Below are 18,051 nucleotides of genomic sequence, written 5' to 3' on the forward strand. Positions count from 1 at the left end.
GTGGCGCATGGCGGTAGGCCTGCTGCTCGCCGTGGCGTTCGTTGCCGGTGCCGTGGCGCTTCCGGCCACCGCATCCGCAGCGAACGGCGACGACGCCACCGGCACCACGACCGGCACCACGCGATCCGCATCCGACACGACCGACGGCTCGTCGGACACGCAGACGATCGCGCTGACCGAGATGACCGCCGTCGTCACCGACACGTCCGGATTCCGCCTCAAAGCGACGGTCACGAACACCGGCGACTCCGCGTGGACGGCCGGCAAGGTCACGCTCGACACGAACCCGATGTTCACGTTCACCTCCCGCACCGACATGCAGGAGTGGGCGCAGTCGGAAAGCCCGATTCCCACGCCGGCGCGTCTCGGCTCGGTCTCCGTGCCCGCGTTGCAGCCGAAGCAGAGCGCGACGGTCACCATCGACCAAGGCGCGGATTCGCAGGCGCTCACGCAGATGCTCAACTGGGGCCCGAAGCCGCTGCTCGTCACGTACACCCATGATGGCGCGAGCGTCACGGTCCGCACGTTCCTGACACGCTCGTCCGCGGGTCTCGACAACGCGGACACCCCGGCGATGAACATCACGATGGCGATGCCGCTGACCAGCGACCATTGGACCGCGGATGCGAACGCGCTCACGACGCTCGTCACCGACGGCGACGGTTCCGGCGACACGTCCACCGGAACGAAATCCTCGTCCTCGTCGTCGTCGAAATCCTCGTCGTCGACCGGCGCGGCGGTGCTGGAAGGCGACCACGCGCGCTTCGACCACGCGCTCGAGCAGACCATCGAGAAGCACACGGCATTGCAGACCATCGCCGATCCCACGTATCTGGACGCATTGGCGATGCCGCCGCAGACGACGGCGATCATGCAGCCATCCGCCTTCGATATCACCGCCTACGCCGCGCAGACCGACGCCGCGCAACGCTATACGAACGCCGGCATCGCCGACGAGGCGTGGGACGCGGACGCCGCCCTCGCCGACTACCGTGCGGCGCTCGGCGACCAGAAGGCCACCTCGCAGGCGGTCGCCTGGCAGGGTCAGGGCCAGTGGACGATCGACGCGCTCACCACCGCGCGCCGGCAGGGCTACACGACCGTCATCTCCACGCATGACTTCGAATCATCCGAAACGGACACCGTGCATACGGGCACCACGATCGTGCCGACGGACGCCGGCGACGTGACCGTACTCGTCGAACAACGTGAATTGAGCAACCTCGCCAAAGGCAAGGCCACGAACACGAAGGCCACGGCCGAGACGACCACGGCCGGCCGGCTCGCCCGCTTCGTCGCGCAGAGCGCGTTCTACCAGATGGAGCAACCGTACAACGAACGCAACCTGCTCGTCTGCTTCTCCGCCGACGCGGACGCCTCCACCGTGGACATGTTCATGAACGCGGTCGAATCGGCCTCCTGGCTCAAGACCAGCGACCTCGACGCGCTGGAGCATGCCACGCCCTACGCGACCGGCGACGACGCGAGCGCGATCGTGCCCGACGATTCGGGCATATCCGCGGCGGACTCGTCGAACGTGACGAACGTGCTCGCCGTACTGTCCGCGGGACGCGGCGACATCACGCGCTTCCGCGACGCCATCCTCGACTCCGACGCGGACGACGGGACGGCCGACGCCTGGGTCGCGCGCCTGCTCGCCGCGCACGCCGAACTCGCGCTGCACGCCCTCGCCTCCGACGGCGGCTCGGCCGGCATCGACACGACCACGTCGATGACGGCCGTAGGCGGCGCGCAGCAGCTCGCCAACGACGTGCTCGGCGGCGTGACCATCACCCCGTCCGAAACGGTGACGATGGTCTCGGAAACCGCGACGATGCCGGTGACCGTCAGCAACACCACCCCGTATCCGGTCAGAATCCGCGTCTTCTCGATCACCGATTCGCCGGAGATCGTCACGTCGCGTCTCAGCACGGTGACCGTGCCGGCACGCGGCGAGGCGCAGGTCACGTTCTCACTGCGCGCCGCGACCTCCGGTTCGGCGACCGCGCACGTCTCGCTGCAGGACCGCAACGGCGGCACGTTCGGCGGATCGCAGGACACGGCGATCAACTGCGTGCTCAAGATCAGCGACAAGACCGGCTTCGTCATCATCGGCCTCGCCGTCGCGCTCGGCGCGCTCGGCTTGTGGCGTCAGTTCAACCGCAAGAAGGACCCCGACGAATGAGTTCCAACGTCGGCCGCAACTCCCTGATCATGGCATCGGGGACGATGGCCTCACGCATCACCGGCCAGATCCGCACGATCCTGCTCGCCGCGTGCCTCGGCACGACCGGCATCGCGGCGAACGCCTACCAGACCGGATCGATGATTCCACAGGTGCTGTTCACCGTGATCTCCGGCGGCATCTTCAACGCGGTGCTCGTGCCGCAGATCGTGCGCACGCTCAAGGAGCATGACGCGCAGGAGCGGCTCAACAAGCTCATCACGCTGGCGATCGCGCTGCTCGCCGGCATGACGCTGCTCATGATGGCGGCGACGCCGCTGCTCACCATGCTGTACCTCGACTCGAGCTGGGGGCCGGCGGAACGCGCGCTGGTGAACGCGTTCACGCTGTGGTGCATGCCGCAGATCTTCTTCTACGGGCTGTACACGGTGCTCGGCCAGATTCTCGCCGCGAAGGACAATTTCGTCACCTACGCGTGGAGTTCGGTCGGCGCGAACGTGATCAGCTGCGCCGGTTTCACGATGTTCCTCATCCTGTTCGGCCGGGCGAGCCGTGCGCCGCTCGAATTCTGGACCACCGAGAAGGTGATGCTCACGGCCGGCACATGGACGCTGGGCGTCGCGTTCCAGGCGGTGATCCTGTTCGTGCCGTTGATGCGCCTCGGACTGCACTATCGTCCGCAATGGGGCGTGAGCGGCATCGGACTCAAGGCGATGGGCCCGGTGGCCGCGTGGAGCGTCGGCGTGATGGGTGTGCAGGAGCTCGCGAACATCGTCAACGCGCGCATCACGAACGGCGCCCCGTTCGCCGGAAACGACCTGTACGGCATCGCCGGCAACGGCTCCTACCAGAACGCGTTCACGCTCTACATCCTGCCGTACTCGTTGATCGCCGTGTCGGTGGGTACCGCGATCTTCCCGAAGATCTCGCGTGCAGTCGCCGACAGAAACCTCGACGAGGCCCGCGAGGACCTCAGCGGCGCCCTGCGCAACGTGGGCGTGATGATGATGTACTTCACGATGGCGATCGTCGTCATGCCGGTGCCGATCACCATCGCGCTACTGCCCAGCGTGAACGTGCCCGAGGCGAAGCTCATCGCCGGACCGATGGTCGCGTTGGCGCTCGGCCTGCCGCTCACCAGCGCGTATCTGCTCATCCAGCGCACGTTCTACGCGTTCGAGGACGGCCGACACCCGTTCCTGTTCCAGTTGCAGGTCAGCATCCTCCAGGTCGTGTTCGAAGTCGCCGTGATGCTGTTCGCGCCGCCGCGCTGGTGGACAGCCGGCGTGGGATTGGCCATGACGGTCGGCTACCTGCTGAGCTTCCCTTCGCTGGTGATGATGCTGCGCCGCCGTTTCGCCGGACATCTGGACGGCCGGCGCATCGCGGCCACGTATCTCAAGGCGCTCGTCGCCGCGCTCGTCGCCGCGCTGGCCGCATGGCTGCTCACCGACCCGATCATGCTGTTGCTGGGCGCGTCGATGCAGTTCGAACGTCTCAACTGGTTCCAGGCGTTCGGATTCTGCGCGCTGATGACGGTGATCACGGCGGCCGTATATGCGTCGATGCTCATCGTGCTACGCTGCGAGGAGTTCGCGACGATGCTGAGCACCGTGCTCAAACGCGTGCATCGCCGCCGATGATCACGGCGATGATGCGGCGCCTTCCGTTCGACCATCCCCATGATTAGAATGGCAACAGCGCCATCGACTCGTATGGTGGCGTCGAAGCGCTTACGCATTACGGAGTCGAAGAAACTATGAAGCCTCAGCTGGGAGACACGCTTTTCAACCGCTATACCCTGGTCACGCTGCTTCGCGACGAGCCCGGTGTGCAGGCTTGGAAGGCCAACGACCGCGTGCTCGCCCACGATTGCCAGCTGTTCGTACTCACCGATCCGAACACACTGGAGGACGTGTCGTCGCTGGCCACGCTGCTCGGCCGCAAGAACGGCATCACGCCGGTGCTGCAGTTCCGCAAGTCCGGTGACGCGGCGGTGCTCGTGACCCGCATCGAAAGCGGCCTGTCCCTCACCGAATATCTGAACGGTCCGGCGAGCGGCACAATCAGCTTCGAGGCGATGCGTTCGATCATCGGCGAGACCGCGTCCATCGCGACCGCGTTGGAGACGCCGCGTCTGTCCACCGACACGATCCGCGTGTCCGTGCAGGGCGTCGAGATCGCCGATGCGCCGTTGTCCGGCCTGCTGGCCGAACCGACCAAGGCTCCCGAATCGATTCAGGGTGAGCAGCTCGCCATCCGCCAGCTGGCATCCGTGCTCTACGCGCTGCTGACGCGCAGGCCTTCCTCGCCGGATACGACGTACGACATCACGTCTCTTGGTAATATTCCCGGCGACTTCCGAGTGATTCTGTCGCGCGGATTGGAACTCACCAAGGAGGACGGCCGCCGCAGCGAGCCGATGCTCACGTTGAGCGAGCTGACCGCTCTGCTCGGCGAATACAAGCCGCTCACCGAACTGACCGATCAGGACATCGCGCTGCCGTCCGACGCCGGGGCGGGTTCGATCTCCACCGCGCAGGTACGCGATTTCAGCGATGACCAGCTGACCGAGCTTCCGGGCACCGTGATCACCACGGAGAAGCTGCCGGACCTGACCATCCACCGTGCGCTCACCGAAGCCGAGGCGGCCCGTCACGCCGAACGGGTGGTGGCGGAGCAGAACAAGCAGACGTTCGCCGAAATGCAGGCCGATTTCGACAATTATGCGCCGAACGTGCTTGGTCCGACTGTCGGCGACCAGCCCGGGCGTCTGTCCGCCGACGCCGCCAGCCGGCTCATGCGCATGCCCGACCTGCCCGAGCGTCCGTCCACGACGGACGACGATCTGTTCCACGATTTCTCGTTCCAGACGCAAGCATTGCCGACGATGCCGTCCGGCGCGAACCCCGGTGAGGAAACGACGCGCATTCCCGTGGTCGTCGACCCGAACATGGTCACCGAGGCGATCGATATGTCGGCGGCACGCCGCGAGATGCAGGCTGGCAAGCCGAATCCGGCGTTGCCGACGCCGTCTGGTGCCGCCGCCAACGATACTGCCGCCAGCACCGCCGCGGCCGGCGGTGCCGCTGCCGGAACCGGCACGCATTCGCCCGACATGGACGCGACGATCGTCGGCATGACGCCGATCGAGCACGACGGCACCGGCACGCCGGTGGCGTTCGCGCCGGCCCCGCATGCGCGCGGCACCGCGGCGGCGGATGCGTCGATGCAGCAGCCGCCGAGCTTCACGCCGAAGGAGCAGCCGGCCGGTGCCGGTGCGGCTCTGGATGATTCCGACAACCTGTCGAAGCAGCGCCTGTTCGGCAAGATGACCACGACCGTGGCTGTCGTCATCATCGCCAGCGTGCTCATCATCGCCGCATTGGCGTTCGCCATCGTGACGTTCACTCACAGCAGCTCGAACCCTGCGGATTCGGGCGTCAACAAGAACAACGAGTGGCCGTCGCAGAAGAATCTGGACGACGTGCCGTTCGGCAATGGTTCCGATGACTCCAGCCAATCCGACTCCAGCCAGTCCGGGGCGAACAGCAGCGCCGCGGATGAGGCCGGCATCGAATTCATCGACGTGACCGACGCCTATTTCCGCTGATTCGTCGCTGGCTGCCCACCTCTCTAGGGGAGCAGCCAGCTCATAGCCTCCCCTTTCCACTCCCCTTGAGGGGGAGTTCACGGCCTTCTCTCTTCCCCCTCCTTCCTCACTCCCTCGAAGGCTTGTCAGCCCCTTCTTTGCTCCCCTTGAGGGGGAGCTGTCGGCTCTCAGCCGACTGAGGGGTGTTAGGCTTGCTCCTATGACCGTGCATCATGTCATCATCATTGGTTCAGGCCCAGCCGGCTATACGGCGGCGATATATCTGGGACGCGCCGGCCTGCATCCGTTGCTCGTCACCGGAGCTCTCGCCCCCGGAGGACAGCTCGTCAACACCACTGAGGTGGAGAACTATCCAGGATTCCCGAACGGCATTCTCGGTCCCGATCTGATGGATGCGATGCGCGCCCAGGCGGAACGCTTTGGCACCGAGTTCGTTTCCGAGGATGTCACGTCGATCGGCATGTCCGATGACGGCGCGCTCAAGCGTGTCACGTTGGATTCCGGTGACGCGTTGGAATCCCGCGCGGTGATCGTCGCCACCGGCTCCTCCTACCGCAAGCTGGCCGTGCCCGGTGAGGAACGGTACTCCGGTCACGGCGTCTCCTACTGTGCGACCTGCGACGGATTCTTCTTCAAGGACAAGCCGATTGTCGTGGTCGGCGGCGGTGATTCCGCGTTCGAGGAGGCATTGTATCTGACGCGATTCGGCTCGTCGGTCACGCTGATCCACCGTCGCGACACGTTCCGCGCCTCCGCGATCATGGTGGAGCGCGCCCGCGCGAACGACAAACTCATACTCCTCACCAATACCGTCGTCACCGCCATCCACGGCGATGACGAGGATTCCGGTGACGCAGACGACGGCGACGGCGACGCGGCAAACGATGTGCCTTCGGCACCTTCGCCGCTGCCGAGCCTCTCCCTCAAGCCGATTGGCGGCATCGGACTGAACAGCAATACGGGAGCCATCGGACTGGGTGTTCACGCGGACGAGGCGAGTGGCACCGCTTCCGTCGCGACCGGCGCGAATATGGCAGGCATCCCGCTCAAACTGGGCAACGTGCTGGGCGGCGTGACGCTGCCCGCGGCCGCAACGGCGACCGGCAGCGTCACGTCGGTGGACATCCGCAACACGGTGACCGGCGAGACCGGCACACTGGATACGGCGGCCGTGTTCGTCGCGATCGGCCACTCCCCGGCGACCTCGTTCACCGGTGATGTGGTCGAAAAGGATGATGACGGCTACATTCTCGTGGATGGCGCAAGCACGCGCACGTCAACACCCGGCATCTTCGCGGCCGGTGACTGCGTGGATCGCACGTACCGTCAGGCCATCAGCGCCGCCGGCATGGGATGCCGTGCCGCCCTTGACGCCCAGGCCTACCTGGCCCAGTAAAGTCGGAGCGTCTTCGGCCCCCTCAGTCCGGCAAAGCCGGACAGCTCCCCCACATCCGTGGGGGAGCAACATCGAAATGTGTCCGAACCCCCTCAGGCGGCTTCACCGCCAGCTCCCCCAGGATGTGGGGAAGCAACATCGAAATGTGTCCGAGACCCCCTCAGTCCGGCGAAGCCGGACAGCTCCCCCACATCCGTGGGGGAGCAACATCGGAATGCGCCTACGGCGCATCCAATCTCTTGCACTCCTCACCATCCTGCGCCCCCTTAGTGCGCTCCTCACATTCTTGCCCCCTTAGTGCGCTCCTTCATTTTTGCGCCCCCTTTAGGGGGAGCTGGCGCGCGAAGCGCGACTGAGGGGGAAGGTACGCCGTAAGCAACATTCCTCTACCCTAGTTGCAAGCGCGTATACGCTCGGAGCTATGAAGCACTACAGTGAATCCAACATCAGGAACGCGCGCTATATGCGTCGCAATCTGACACCATGGGAACTCAAACTGTGGAACGGATTTCTTCGACGGCATCCTGTACGTTTCCGCAGGCAAGCACCGTTGCTGGGATTCATCACCGATTTCTATTGTGCGAAGGCCGGGCTCGTCATCGAGCTGGATGGTGGTGGACATTACGATGCCGCCCAACGGCATTACGACGAGAATCGTACCAAAGTATTCGAACAGGCCGGCATAGAGGTGCTTCGCTTCACCAATCTCGATGTGGACAGAAACTTCGACGGCGTATGCGAGCGAATCGAATCAACGATGCAGGAACGTATGGGAAAGGCACAAGGGACGCGATGACGTGCGACATGGCGCACGCGCCATGTAACCCCCTCAGTCCGGCGAAGCCGGACAGCTCCCCCTGAAAGGGGGAGCATGGTGGTGTGCGCAGTCCGGTGAAGCCGGACAGCTCCCCCTGAAAGGGGGAGCATGGTGATGTGCCCAGTCCGATGGAACCGGACAGCTCCCCCTGAAAGGGGGAGCATGGTGGTGTGCTCAGTCCGATGAAACCGGGCAGCTCCCCCCTGAAAAAGGGGAGCATGGCGGTGTGGTCATCCTCAGCCACTCTCTGACGAAGGGCTGAGGATGTGCGTGTCTTTTAGCGCCAGGTGTCGGCTTCGGCCTGATCGCCGCCTTCGGGCATGAGGAGGCCGATGATGCGATCCATGTCTTCGGGGGACGAGAACACGATTTCGATGCGACCGTGCTTCGGCGTGCCCTTGATGGACACCTTGGTGTCGAAGCGGTTCTCCAGATGGCTTTTGATCGGGGAACCGGCCCACGGATCGTTCTTGCGCGTCTTCGTCTTCTTCGGCTCGTCACCGTTGAGGTTCGCCATGGCGACGATTTCCTCGGTGCTGCGCACGGACAGGCCTTCCGCGATGATGCGGACGGCGAGCTTGTCCATCGCCTCGGGGTCGCTGAGTCCCAGCAGGGCGCGGGCGTGGCCGGCGGTGAGGATGCCTGCGGCGACCTTCTTCTGCACGGAGGACGGCAGGTTGAGCAGTCGCAGCGTGTTGGCGATCTGCGGGCGCGACTTGGAGACCGACTTGGAGAGCTGCGCCTGCGTCAGACCGAACTCATCGATCATCTGCTGGTAGGCGGCAGCCTCTTCGAGTGGATTCAGGGCGACGCGATGCAGGTTCTCCAGCAAGGCGTCACGCAGCATGTCGTCATCGGCGGTCGTCTTGACGATGGCGGGAATGGTCTCCAATCCGGCAAGCTGCGAGGCGCGCCAACGGCGTTCGCCCATGATGAGCTCGTACGGACTGTCCATCCGCCCATCGAACTGGTTGGCCGGCTCGTGGCCTTCCTGCTCCTTGCGTGCCGCTTCGATCTGGGAGGCCGGACGCTTCCGCACGACGATCGGCTGGAGGATGCCGACCTCTTTGATGGAGGCGGACAGCTCATTGAGGTCATCCTCATCGAAGACGGTACGCGGCTGATGGGTATTCGGACCGATGTCCGACAGCTTGAGCTCGGCCAGATAGCCGCCGGCGACCGGCTTCAGTTCCGGCTTCTTGTCCTGGTCGTCTTCCTTCGTGGTTTCACGTGAAACCTGTCGGCCAGCCTCGACGGCGGTCTCAATCACCGAGTGACGGGAATCGTCCGCCTGCTGAACCGGCTTGTCCGCAACGGCGCCGGTGACGGTGTCGTTGAAGAACATATCGCTCGGATGCGTCATGTCACTCAACGCCGGCATGGCGGCACGATGCTGCTTCTTCGGCTTGGACGCCGGCTTGGGCGCAGACGCAGGCGCCGTCTCACTCACCTTGGTCTCGTGCGCAACCTCGGCGGGCTTGGCTTCCAGCTTCCTGCGCTGGGGAATGACGTGCTTGGGCTTCTCCTCCGGAGTGTCCTCCCCAGGCAGCTCGGGGAACAGTGCGCCGAGGCCCTTGCCGAGACGGGATTTCGATGACATGTCAGGCCTCCTTCATCCTGGTCGCGATGGCTTCCAATACGTTTTCTGAACGGCGGGTGATCTCCAGCGCGGCCTCGCCGTAGGAGATGGCGCCCATGCCGTGCGGGTCGTAGACGATGACGCTCTTGCTGAAGCTCGGCGCCTCCGAGATCTTCACCGTGCGCGGGATCGTCGTGTCGAGCACGATGGACGGGTAGTGCTTCTTCACTTCGCTGTACACCTCGCGGCTCAACAGGGTACGACGGTCGAACATCGTGATGAGCATGGTGGAGACGGTCAGGCTCGGGTTGAAATGATCCTGCACCAGACCGATCGTGTTGATGAGCTGGCCGAGACCCTCAAGCGCGTAGTACTCGGCCTGGATCGGAATAAGCATCTCGTGCACGGCGCACATCGCGTTGATGACGAGCAGGCCGAGGCTTGGCGGACAGTCGATGAACACGTAGTCGTAATGCTCCTCGGATTCGGCGAGGAACGTGTCGACGGCCTCCTTGAGCAGGGAGTTGCGGTTCGGCAGGTCGGCGACCTCGAGCTCCGCGCCGGACAGGTCGATGGAGGCGGGGACGACGTCAAGGTTCTTGAAATCGGGACACGGCTGCTTGACTTCGGCCAGCGCGAGACGACCTTCGAGCACGTCATACACGGACGGCTCGCCAGAGGCATGGCTCACGCCGAGCGCCGTGGAGGCGTTGCCCTGCGGATCCATGTCGATGACGAGGACGCGCATGCCATGCTCGGCCAGCGCCGCGGCGAGGTTCACCGTCGACGTGGTCTTGCCGACGCCGCCCTTCTGGTTCGCGACGGCGATCAGGCGCGTCCTGGACGGCTTCGGGAACTCCTGCTGCTGCAGCTTGGCGAAACGGTTGGATTCCAGCGCGATCTCCGCACCGACCGGCGACTCCCCTTCCGCGAAGATGCGCGTGATGGTCTGCTCTGCGGTTTCCATCGGCTTCTGATTATCGGCCATGACCTCTCCTTGACAACACAACATGCCGGCGCAGACCCCTATCCGAGGACCGCATCCAGCACCGTCCACTTATCCACAAGATTGTGGATAAGTGTGGATAACTCGATTCTCTGGCTGTGGACTGACGTATTTCCTTGTTTTCAAATCCCTAATATATCAACGTTCTTCAGCACAGCCACCGTTCAGTTGACATTGTGGATAACTTTGTTCGACCTGTGGAAATGTGGAAAACCCGCTCCCCTATCGTTTGTCGACCAATACGACGTGGGTGGGTTCCAGACCAGGCCCCACCTCGGCCTCGACGACCCGCGGGTTCACGCCGTGCCGCTTGCCGATCTCCTTGGCGGCCTTGTCGATCTCCGCCTGGGCCGACCTTCCCTTAAGCGCGACAAGACGTCCGTGCGACTTCAGCAACGGCAGCGTCCACCCTGCCAGTTTGGTCATCGGGGCGACGGCGCGGCAGGTCACCACGGCATACGGGTACAGGTCACGATCCCGACGCATCGCGTCGATGACCTCTTCGGACCGGGCGCGAAACACGCTCACGTTCTTCAGACCTATCGCGTCGCGGCATTCCTTGAGCCAAGCGACCCGTCGTTCCATCGGCTCGATCAGCGTGAACTCGTGATCCGGCAGGCACGCCGCGGCCACCAGTCCGGGGAATCCTCCGCCACTACCGACATCGGCCACGGTCTTGAACCGCACGCCCTCGGTCGCCTCACGCACGAACGGCACGATCGCGGCCGAGTTGAGGATATGACGCTCCCAGATGATGTCGACGTCACGCGGTCCGATGAGTCCACGCGGCTCCCCTTCCTCCACGAGTTTCACGTGGAACGCGCGCAACGGCTCGAAGGCATCGCCGAGCACTTCCTGCAGCATCGGCGAACCATCCAGCTGGTCGACCATACCTCTCCCCTCGTCTATCGAATCGATCAACGGCTACCGGCCGTCACTCCTCGTCGTCACCGTCCGCGTTGGCGCGCAGGTAGATGGTGACGTAACGACGCGGCTCTTCGCCATGGGAACGGGACTTGAGTCCTTCCTCACGCACGACGTCATGGACGACCTTGCGCTCGAACGAGTTCATCGGCTTGAGGTCGACCGGCTCGCCGGTCTCCTTGACCTCATCGACGGCATCGAGCGCGATGTCATGCAGACGCTGACGCTTGCGCTTGAGGAATCCGTCGACATCGACGATGAGACGGGAACGTTCGCCGGTCTTCTGCTGCACGGCGAGACGAGTGAGCTGCTGGAGCGCATCGACCACTTCCCCGTTGCGGCCGATGAGATGCTTGATGTCGGTGTCGTCGTCGGCAACGATTTGCACCATCGGGCGGCCGTTGCGCACGCCCATTTCGATGTCGCCTTCGTAATCGGCGATGTCGAGCAGTCCTTCAAGATAGTCGGCCGCGATGTCAGCTTCGTCGTTGAGCTGATCCACCGTCTTGTCGTCATTCTGGGCCATGCGGTCCTCCTTCGATCATGGGTCTATGGGAACAGTCTAAACCAGCTGTCCGCTCAAGCCGCGCAGGCGAGCCGGGACAGCTCGGCCCGGTGTCTCACCGTTTCACGTGGAACACCGGGCCTTACTTACTCATCATTTCTTTTTGTTCTTGTTCTTGCGCTGAGGCTGCTGGCGCTGGTAGCCGCGCGATTCCTTCTGCTGGGCCTCGACCTTGGCCTTCTCCAGCGCCTCTTCTTCGAGGGACAGCTGGCCGGCCTTGGCGCGACGGGCGTTCTCCTTCTCGTGGTCACGGATCTCCTTGGCGTCGGCCGCGGGCGATCCGGGAGTCGGGAAGGCGTACATCTGCCAGAAGGTGCGCAGCAGGTTGCACACGTTGTTCGTCAGCCAGTAGACCAGCACGGCGAACGGCATCGTGATGCCGGAGAAGATGTACATGACCGGGAAGATCCACAGCATGGTCTTCTGCATCGTGGCCGCCTGCCCCTGCATGGCGGCGGGGTTCATGTTCTTGTTCATGTTGATCCACTGCATGAAGAACATGCAGGCGCACATGAGCGCCACGAACACCACGATGATGATCTTGGCCGTCAGATCACCGTTGCCGAACGTGCTGGTGGTGTTCACCAGGCCGAACACCTTGGACTCGGAGAACTGCTTCGCGGTCTCCACGTCGAAGGCGCCGAGGGCGTCGCGCTTGCCGCGCGCGATGTACGGGATGGCGGACAGCACATAGAACATGCACATGAACACCGGGCCCTGGATGAGCATCGGCAGGCACGAACCGGCCGGGTTCGCGTCATTGTCCTGATAGAGCTTCATCATCTCACGGCTCATGGCCTCTTTGCTGGCCTGATCCGTCTTGCCCTTGTACTTGTTCTGGATCTTCTGCATCTTCGGCTGCAGCGCCTGCATCTTGCGCATCGACAGCATCTGCTTGTAGAAGATCGGCAGGATGCACGCGTGCACGACGAGCACGAGCACGATGATGGACAGCACCCAGGAGACGCCGATCGGGTTCATGCCGAGCATGACGAAGAAGTCATGGACGACCTTCATGATCTGCGTCATCAGCCACTCGACCGGGGTCAGGATCTTGTACAGCCAACCCCAGAAGCCGCTGTCCAGCAGGAATTGATTTTGGTTCATGGTAAGGGATTCCCCCATTCGTCAGTCGGCAACGGCGTCAATCGAGGTTCCTCGTGCGCCTTCGACCATCGGAAACGATAGAACAACGAGAAGCGCCGGGGCACGTCGTCGATGCCGCCGCGGCTCCACGGACGGCACCGCAACAGACGCAGCACGGCAAGTGTCCCGCCGCGCAACGCGCCGTACCGGGCCACCGCCTGAATGGCATAGTTCGAGCAGCTCGGGTAGTACCGGCAGCACGGCACCGCACGATGCACGGAAAACGTGCGCTGATACCAGCGCACTCCGCGGATCATCATGGCGGCCATGCCGTTCATCGCATCACCGTTCCCGGATATCCCGATCGATCCGTTCGGCGATTTTCGCGAACGCCGACGCGACCTGTCCGTCCAATGAGTCGAACGGAGCGTCGGCCGCACTCGGCTTGGCGCGCATCACGATGTCGCATCCTTCGGGCAGCCGGTCCTCGTACGCGCGCGCAAGCACGCGGAAACGACGTTTGACCGTATTGCGTGTGACGGCGTTCCCGACCGATTTGGATACGGCGAGACCCATGCGCCGCGCCTCGGGGGCCACCGGGTGCCGCGTATGCGAATCGTCGCGCACCAGATAGTGCACGACGATGTCGTTGCGCGAGACCTTGTGGCGACGCTTCAGCACGGCGACGAATTCGCTATGGCTTTTCAGCCGTTCCACGACCGTCTTCAGTCGCCGACCGTCTGGAATCAGGCGGCCAGGGTCTTGCGGCCCTTGGCGCGACGACGGTTGATCAGGGCGCGGCCGGAACGGGTGCGCATGCGCTGACGGAAGCCGTGCTTCATGTGACGACGGCGGTTGTTGGGCTGGAAGGTCCTCTTCATAGTTGTGCTCCTAAGTCTTTCGGCCACGCTGACGCGCGGCTCCCACGTGAGTCAAGCTATACCAAACTACCCTCACCCCTCCCCCAACGTCAACACAGGTGCATTTCATTCACAATTCACCGTTCCGACACGACACGCCGCGACACGCCGAAAGCGCCATATGACGCCGTTCCGAAGCCGCGAGTTATCCACAAATTACAGGAATGTTATTCACAATCCAATGATTGCAACACGCAAGCCTGTGGATAACTTCCAAGCTATGAGTAACAATGGTGTGCGCACTTTATTCGTTCGAGCAGTGGAAGGAGGACCGGCATGGCCGATGAACCCCGCGACCCGGTGACCGAGGCCAACCATATCTGGTCCGACACGCTGACGCTGCTCAAGCACAATTCCTCGCTTTCCCCGCGCGACAAGGGATGGCTGGAAGGCGTGTACCCGGAGGGCGTGTTCGGCACGACCATCGTGCTGTGCGTCGAGAACGCCGGGACCCGTCAGGCGCTGGAGAACGAATTGCGCCAGCCGCTGCTCGACGCGATGAACATGGTCACCGGCCAGGATATGACGCCGGCGTTCAAGATCGCGCCGAAGCGGCACACGTCACCGAAGCCGGCTCCCGCCCGTCGGACCGCGACGGCGCCGAAGCGAGCCGCGACGGTAGACGAGAGCAATCCGCCATCGATCGCCGATCTCGGCAAGGAGCCGTTCGGCTCGCGCGGCCCGGTGCCGAACGTGCCGGCCACGATGCCGACCCCGGTCGACGTGGCCACCGCCGCCGGATACCCGATGAGCCGCAACAAGGTGGCTCGCGATCCGGAGACGCATCTCAACAAGAACGCGACGTTCGACACGTTCGTCCCCGGCGATTCCAACCGTTTCGCCCGTACCGTCGCACTCGCCGTGGCCGAGGGGTCGGGCCGCGACTTCAACCCGCTGTGTATCTACGGCGGCTCCGGTCTGGGCAAGACCCACTTGCTCAACGCGATCGGCAACTACGCGCTCGTCAAGGACCCGAGCCTCAAGGTGCGCTACGTGAATTCCGAGGAGTTCACCAACGAATTCATCGAGGCGCTGCAGAACACGACCCAGAACCAGGGCCAGATCGCCGAGTTCAACCGGCGGTACCGCGAGGTCGACGTCCTGCTCATCGACGACATCCAGTTCCTGGGCGGCAAGGAAGCCACCTTGGAGCAGTTCTTCCACACGTTCAACGCGCTGCATCAGGCGAACAAGCGCATCGTCATCGCCTCCGATGTGGCGCCGAAGAACCTCAAGGGCTTCGAGGCGCGACTCATCTCTCGCTTCGATTCCGGTCTGACCGTCGACGTGAAGCCGCCGGATCTTGAGACCCGCATCGCGATCCTGCGCATGATGGCCTCGATGAACCACAGCAACATCCCCAACGATGTGCTCGATCTCATCGCCGAACGCTTCACGGAGAACATCCGCGAGCTGGAAGGTGCGCTGACGCGTGTCACCGCCGTCGCGTCGCTGAGCAACCAGCCGGTCACGCGCACGATGGCCGAGCAGACGCTGCAGGATTTCTTCACCACCGACGTGGAGGTGAAGCCCACCGACATCATCAGCCAGGTGGCGAAGTACTTCCACCTGTCGTTTGACGACATCGTCGGCAAGTCGCGCATGAAGAACATCGCGATCGCACGCCAGGTCGCCATGTACCTCACGCGCGAAATGACCAGTCTGAGCCTCGTCGACATCGGCAAGGTGTTCGGCGGCAAGGACCATACGACGGTGATGCACGCCTGCGACCGCATCTCGAACGGCATGCAGGACCGTCAGGAGATCTACAACTACGTGATGGAGCTGACCGTAAGGCTGAAGCAGGGCAACACCGACTTCAAGCAGAAGTAGGGGTTACCCCCTCAGCCGGCTCCGCCGCCAGCTCCCCCTAAAAGGGGGAGCAAAAAACGGGGCATGACCGATTTGTGCCCCCTTTCAGGGGGAGCAAAAACAAGGCAGGGCGGGTGTACCCCCTCAGTCGGCTCCGCCGCCAGCTCCCCCTACGAGGGGGAGCAAAGACGGGGCATGACGGGTTTGCGCCCCCTTTCAGGGGGAGCTGGCCGCCGCAGGCGGACTGAGGGGGGGTGCCGGCCGCCGCGCCGCAGGCGGACTGGGGCGGTTCGCACCGCAGGCGGACTGAGGGGGTGGTTCGCACCGTAGGTGCGCGGCGCGCGGCCGCATGGGCGCGAAGCGAGGGGCATCGGCGGCCTTCGGCCGGCTCGATTGCGCATGGCGAACGAAAACGTACCCCGGCGAGCCGACTTCGCAAATTCCACTGAAAACGTTCGCCAGAAACGATTCTCCCGGCCGAAATCATCCCGCGACACTCCGTGAAGCCGAAAAAATTAGGGTAAAGTTATCCACATACTTATTCACAAATGTGGGTAACCCCAGTGGAAAACCGGTGGATGACTGCCGGTTTCGATGTGGATAACACGTGGATGACTGCACGCCGCATGTGGAAAACTCAAGAGAGAACGACAACCTGTGGATAACTCGCCGATTTATCCACAATATTTCGATGAGTTATCCACATTTTTCCTCATTCTGCAAAACAAGTCGCCACAAGCCCTTACCGGAGGTTTTCCACACTATCCACAAGCCTTATTACGACTACTACTTACGGTTTCTCTTAACTCACCATAGTGGGAACCTCACCTTCCGCGCGAGCGAAGCGCAGCGCGGAGCGCATCGCCTAGAATGAGTTCCAGCTCACGAAAAACGCGAAATTCGTTCGCCACAACGCATTGTGCGAGAGAATCGCGCATGGCGAACGAAAACGACACGAAAGCAGGCACCATGAAGGTCGAAATCAATTCCGCAGCGCTGGCCGACGCCGTCGCGTGGACCACCAGGGTCATCGACGCGCGACCGTCGAATCCGATCCTCGCGGGCATCCGTCTCGAGGCGATTGACGGCACGCTGCAGCTGTCGGCGTTCAACTACGAGATCTCCGCCCGCCACCACATCGAAGCTGGCGTCGACGAGGCCGGCTCGGTGCTTGTGCTCGGCAAGCTGCTCGCCGACATCACCAAGTCGCTGCCCGGCGAAAAGACCTACCTTGCCACCGATGGCTCGACGATGACGATCACCTCCGGCAAGTCGACCTTCACGCTGCAGCTCATGCCCGAAGCCGAATACCCGGATTTGCCCGGAATCCCGGGCAAACTCGGCCAGGTCGACGCCCCGACCTTCGTGCAGGCGGTCGCCCAGGCATGCGTCGCGGTCTCCCGCGAGGAGAACCGCCCGGTCCTCACCGGCGTGCGCATGCAGTTCGATGGCGACAAGGTGATCATGACCTCGACCGACCGCTTCCGCCTGTCGCGCGCCAGCTTCACCTGGACGCCGAACGACATGGACGTGAACACGACGACGCTGGTCCGCGGTTCGCTGCTGCGCGACATCGCCCGTTCGCTCGACGAGCATCAGAACGTCGTCGTCGATTTCGACGTGGACTCCCCGTCGCTGCTCGGTTTCGAGAACGCCGGCCGCACCTCCACCTCGCAGCTCATCGACGGCGAGTTCCCGGCGGTCGATCGTCTGTTCGCCGACGACTACCCGATTCAGGCGGTGGTCGAACGCCAGTCGCTGATCGCCGCGATCAAGCGAGTCGCGCTGGTCGCCGAGCGCAATGCCCCGATCCGCATGGTGTTCTCCGGCCAGGAAGTCACGCTTTCCGCCGGTGCGGTCGACGAGGCGCAGGCCACCGAAGTGCTCGACATCGACATGGACGGCGACGACATCACAGTCGCGTTCAACCCGGCCTACCTCATCGAGGGTCTGAGCGCGATCACCGAACCATTCATCCGCATGAAGATGACGACCGCCGTCAAGCCGGTCGAATTCAACGGTCAGCAGGAATCCGACTCCGACGAGTCGATGGACTACCGCTACCTGCTCGTTCCGATGCGCTTCAACAGCTGATTCGATGCGACGGTGATTCTGGTATCGCTTCCGGTATCACAACATCGCCCGCCG

At 63.4% G+C, this 18,051-nt stretch carries 15 protein-coding genes; 7 read left to right on the forward strand and 8 right to left on the reverse strand.

Annotation, left to right across the window (positions count from 1 at the left end; genetic code table 11):
- The first annotated feature begins 7 nt into the window (after window positions 1-7).
- The 5 genes from AC1AYR_RS07340 to AC1AYR_RS07360 all read left to right on the forward strand — a co-directional run bounded on the left by AC1AYR_RS07340 (window position 8) and on the right by AC1AYR_RS07360 (window position 7,990).
- Window positions 8-2,185: a DUF6049 family protein gene (locus AC1AYR_RS07340; RefSeq protein ID WP_476512138.1), complete on the forward strand. Its 2,178-nt coding sequence runs from the start codon at window positions 8-10 to the stop codon at window positions 2,183-2,185.
- Window positions 2,182-3,828, forward strand: coding sequence for a murein biosynthesis integral membrane protein MurJ (gene murJ, locus AC1AYR_RS07345; protein WP_476512139.1), 1,647 nt, complete (start codon window positions 2,182-2,184; stop codon window positions 3,826-3,828). Before AC1AYR_RS07340 ends, murJ begins: the two co-directional genes overlap by 4 nt.
- Before the next feature lie 116 nt (window positions 3,829-3,944).
- The gene (locus AC1AYR_RS07350) at window positions 3,945-5,798 is read left to right on the forward strand and encodes a protein kinase family protein (protein ID WP_476512140.1); all 1,854 of its coding nucleotides are present in this window, start codon (window positions 3,945-3,947) and stop codon (window positions 5,796-5,798) included.
- A 199-nt stretch (window positions 5,799-5,997) separates the two neighbouring features.
- A complete protein-coding gene (locus tag AC1AYR_RS07355) occupies window positions 5,998-7,194 on the forward strand; it encodes an NAD(P)/FAD-dependent oxidoreductase (RefSeq protein ID WP_476512141.1) in 1,197 nt (398 codons plus the stop codon).
- A gap of 421 nt (window positions 7,195-7,615) precedes the next feature.
- On the forward strand, window positions 7,616-7,990 hold the full coding sequence (locus AC1AYR_RS07360) for an endonuclease domain-containing protein (RefSeq protein WP_476512142.1): 375 nt from the start codon (window positions 7,616-7,618) through the stop codon (window positions 7,988-7,990).
- A gap of 298 nt (window positions 7,991-8,288) precedes the next feature.
- Here AC1AYR_RS07360 and AC1AYR_RS07365 read toward each other — a convergent pair whose 3' ends face one another.
- The 8 genes from AC1AYR_RS07365 to rpmH all read right to left on the reverse strand — a co-directional run bounded on the left by AC1AYR_RS07365 (window position 8,289) and on the right by rpmH (window position 14,052).
- Entirely contained in the window at window positions 8,289-9,611 is a 1,323-nt protein-coding gene (locus tag AC1AYR_RS07365; RefSeq protein WP_476512143.1) for a ParB/RepB/Spo0J family partition protein, read from the reverse strand.
- Between the two features lies 1 nt (window position 9,612).
- On the reverse strand, window positions 9,613-10,557 hold the full coding sequence (locus tag AC1AYR_RS07370; protein WP_476512157.1) for a ParA family protein: 945 nt from the start codon (window positions 10,555-10,557) through the stop codon (window positions 9,613-9,615).
- 261 nt (window positions 10,558-10,818) lie between these two features.
- The gene (gene rsmG, locus AC1AYR_RS07375) at window positions 10,819-11,487 is read right to left on the reverse strand and encodes a 16S rRNA (guanine(527)-N(7))-methyltransferase RsmG (protein ID WP_476512144.1); all 669 of its coding nucleotides are present in this window, start codon (window positions 11,485-11,487) and stop codon (window positions 10,819-10,821) included.
- Between the two features lie 43 nt (window positions 11,488-11,530).
- Window positions 11,531-12,046, reverse strand: a complete 516-nt coding sequence (locus tag AC1AYR_RS07380) for a Jag family protein (RefSeq protein WP_101622157.1) — start codon at window positions 12,044-12,046, stop codon at window positions 11,531-11,533.
- A gap of 132 nt (window positions 12,047-12,178) precedes the next feature.
- Entirely contained in the window at window positions 12,179-13,192 is a 1,014-nt protein-coding gene (gene yidC, locus AC1AYR_RS07385; RefSeq protein WP_476512145.1) for a membrane protein insertase YidC, read from the reverse strand.
- Complete coding sequence (gene yidD / locus AC1AYR_RS07390; protein WP_476512158.1) at window positions 13,189-13,488, reverse strand: membrane protein insertion efficiency factor YidD; 300 nt, start codon at window positions 13,486-13,488, stop codon at window positions 13,189-13,191. Before yidD ends, yidC begins: the two co-directional genes overlap by 4 nt.
- Window positions 13,489-13,513: 25 nt before the next feature.
- Window positions 13,514-13,888, reverse strand: a complete 375-nt coding sequence (rnpA, locus tag AC1AYR_RS07395) for a ribonuclease P protein component (protein WP_476512146.1) — start codon at window positions 13,886-13,888, stop codon at window positions 13,514-13,516.
- 29 nt (window positions 13,889-13,917) lie between these two features.
- Window positions 13,918-14,052 (reverse strand): 50S ribosomal protein L34, encoded by a 135-nt coding sequence (gene rpmH / locus AC1AYR_RS07400; RefSeq protein ID WP_034525651.1) that lies wholly within the window; start codon window positions 14,050-14,052, stop codon window positions 13,918-13,920.
- 315 nt (window positions 14,053-14,367) lie between these two features.
- Here rpmH and dnaA point away from each other — a divergent pair, with 315 nt between their 5' ends.
- The gene (gene dnaA / locus AC1AYR_RS07405; protein ID WP_476512147.1) at window positions 14,368-15,924 is read left to right on the forward strand and encodes a chromosomal replication initiator protein DnaA; all 1,557 of its coding nucleotides are present in this window, start codon (window positions 14,368-14,370) and stop codon (window positions 15,922-15,924) included.
- 948 nt (window positions 15,925-16,872) lie between these two features.
- The gene (dnaN, locus tag AC1AYR_RS07410; protein WP_476512159.1) at window positions 16,873-17,997 is read left to right on the forward strand and encodes a DNA polymerase III subunit beta; all 1,125 of its coding nucleotides are present in this window, start codon (window positions 16,873-16,875) and stop codon (window positions 17,995-17,997) included.
- The last annotated feature ends 54 nt before the right edge of the window (window positions 17,998-18,051 follow it).

The sequence above is a fragment of the Bifidobacterium sp. LH_417 genome, from assembly GCF_056357035.1.

Excerpts from the sequence above, each read along its gene's own strand:
- AC1AYR_RS07340 (WP_476512138.1), top strand. The coding sequence starts at position 8 with ATGGCGGTAGGCCTGCTGCTCGCCGTGGCGTTCGTTGCCGGTGCCGTG.
- murJ (WP_476512139.1), top strand. The coding sequence starts at position 2,182 with ATGAGTTCCAACGTCGGCCGCAACTCCCTGATCATGGCATCGGGGACG.
- AC1AYR_RS07350 (WP_476512140.1), top strand. The coding sequence starts at position 3,945 with ATGAAGCCTCAGCTGGGAGACACGCTTTTCAACCGCTATACCCTGGTC.
- AC1AYR_RS07355 (WP_476512141.1), top strand. The coding sequence starts at position 5,998 with ATGACCGTGCATCATGTCATCATCATTGGTTCAGGCCCAGCCGGCTAT.
- AC1AYR_RS07360 (WP_476512142.1), top strand. The coding sequence starts at position 7,616 with ATGAAGCACTACAGTGAATCCAACATCAGGAACGCGCGCTATATGCGT.
- AC1AYR_RS07365 (WP_476512143.1), bottom strand. The coding sequence starts at position 9,611 with ATGTCATCGAAATCCCGTCTCGGCAAGGGCCTCGGCGCACTGTTCCCC.
- AC1AYR_RS07370 (WP_476512157.1), bottom strand. The coding sequence starts at position 10,557 with ATGGAAACCGCAGAGCAGACCATCACGCGCATCTTCGCGGAAGGGGAG.
- rsmG (WP_476512144.1), bottom strand. The coding sequence starts at position 11,487 with ATGGTCGACCAGCTGGATGGTTCGCCGATGCTGCAGGAAGTGCTCGGC.
- AC1AYR_RS07380 (WP_101622157.1), bottom strand. The coding sequence starts at position 12,046 with ATGGCCCAGAATGACGACAAGACGGTGGATCAGCTCAACGACGAAGCT.
- yidC (WP_476512145.1), bottom strand. The coding sequence starts at position 13,192 with ATGAACCAAAATCAATTCCTGCTGGACAGCGGCTTCTGGGGTTGGCTG.
- yidD (WP_476512158.1), bottom strand. The coding sequence starts at position 13,488 with ATGATCCGCGGAGTGCGCTGGTATCAGCGCACGTTTTCCGTGCATCGT.
- rpmH (WP_034525651.1), bottom strand. The coding sequence starts at position 14,052 with ATGAAGAGGACCTTCCAGCCCAACAACCGCCGTCGTCACATGAAGCAC.
- dnaA (WP_476512147.1), top strand. The coding sequence starts at position 14,368 with ATGGCCGATGAACCCCGCGACCCGGTGACCGAGGCCAACCATATCTGG.
- dnaN (WP_476512159.1), top strand. The coding sequence starts at position 16,873 with ATGAAGGTCGAAATCAATTCCGCAGCGCTGGCCGACGCCGTCGCGTGG.